1 protein-coding gene is annotated in these 1,446 nt (G+C 69.8%); it reads right to left on the reverse strand.

The window, feature by feature from the left end; genetic code table 11:
* Positions 1–143: 143 nt before the first annotated feature.
* Positions 144–1,175, reverse strand: coding sequence for a class II fructose-bisphosphate aldolase (gene fbaA, locus ESO86_RS16925; protein ID WP_129235957.1), 1,032 nt, complete (start codon positions 1,173–1,175; stop codon positions 144–146).
* Positions 1,176–1,446: the final 271 nt, after the last annotated feature.

Here is a 1,446-nt window from a genome sequence, read left to right on the forward strand (position 1 = left end):
CGGCTGCCACGACCAGCCCTCGGGGGCGTACTCGCCGTACTGCGGGCGAGGCCGCTCGTCGCGCGGCGGGGGAGCGGCGCCGTCGTCGGCGCCGCGCCCCTGCGTGTCGTGCCGAGCGGCCTCGTCCTGCGTCATCCGTCGCCCTACGCCGTGAGCGAGTTGCCGGCGGAGCCGAGCTGGCGGGTGGACTCGCCGACGCGGACCGCCATGGCCGACTCGGCCACCTTGCCCCACGCGCGCGGGTCGTACTGCTTCTTGTTGCCGACCTCGCCGTCGACCTTGAGCACGCCGTCGTAGTTGCTGAACATGTAGCCCGCGATCGAGCGCGTGAACGCGTACTGCGTGTCGGTGTCGATGTTCATCTTGACGACGCCGTTGGCGACGGCCTCGGCGATCTCGTCGTCGGTCGAGCCCGAGCCGCCGTGGAAGACGAGGTCGAGCGGCTTGTCGCCGGTGCCGTACTTGGCGGCAAGGCCGTCCTGGATCTCCTTGAGCAGCGCCGGGCGGAGCTTGACGTTGCCCGGCTTGTAGACGCCGTGCACGTTGCCGAACGTGAGGGCGGCCATGTAGCGGCCCTGCTCGCCCAGGCCGAGCGCCTCGACGGCGGCGACGGCGTCGTTCAGGGTCGTGTAGAGCGCCTCGTTCGAGCCCTCGTGCTTGACGCCGTCCTCCTCGCCGCCGACGACGCCGATCTCGACCTCGAGGATGGCGTTGATGTTCTTGAGCTTCGGGAGGATCTCCTTGGCGATCTCGAGGTTCTCCTCGAGCGGCACGGCCGAGCCGTCCCACATGTGCGACTGGAAGATCGGGTTCCGACCGGCCTTGACCTCCTCCTCCGAGGCGGCGATCAGCGGGTACACGAAGTCGTCGAGCGCGTTCTTCGGGCAGTGGTCGGTGTGGAGCGCGACGGTCACGGGGTACGACTTCGCGACCTCGTGTGCGAACTTCGCGAAGGCGAGCGCGCCGGTGGCGCGGGCCTTGACCGTGTGGCCGGCGAAGTAGTCCGCTCCACCGGTGGTGACCTGGATGATGCCGTCGGAACCCGACTCGGTCAGGCCCTGCAGCACCGCGTTCAGCGTCTGCGAGCTCGAGACGTTGAACGCCGGGAAGGCGAAACCCTTGGCCTTGGCGGTGTCGAGCATCTCGGCGTACTGCTCGGGCGTTGCGATGGGCATACCTTGCTCCTTCGGAGGTGAGTGGGATCGGCACGAGTCTACCGACGTGTCGAGTCCGCCTCAGGTGCGATGACGCAAGGGGTGCCGGATGTCGCGCCTCGCGCGGCAGGATTGAGTCGTGACACAGGACGCAGGGCCCTCCGACGTCGACCGCGCGGCCGCGGACGCCGTGCTCGACCCGGCGCTCGCAGACGGGTTCGCCGATGCGGTCCGGGCCGCCGCGCTCGCCGCCGTGCCGTTCGTCGGCTCCGGGGACCGCGATGCGGTGGAC

The sequence above is a fragment of the Agromyces binzhouensis genome (assembly GCF_004135055.1).
Lineage (GTDB): Bacteria > Actinomycetota > Actinomycetes > Actinomycetales > Microbacteriaceae > Agromyces > Agromyces binzhouensis.

Bases quoted from the DNA above. Each gene is read 5' to 3' on its own strand.
- fbaA (WP_129235957.1), bottom strand. From the start codon at position 1,175: ATGCCCATCGCAACGCCCGAGCAGTACGCCGAGATGCTCGACACCGCC.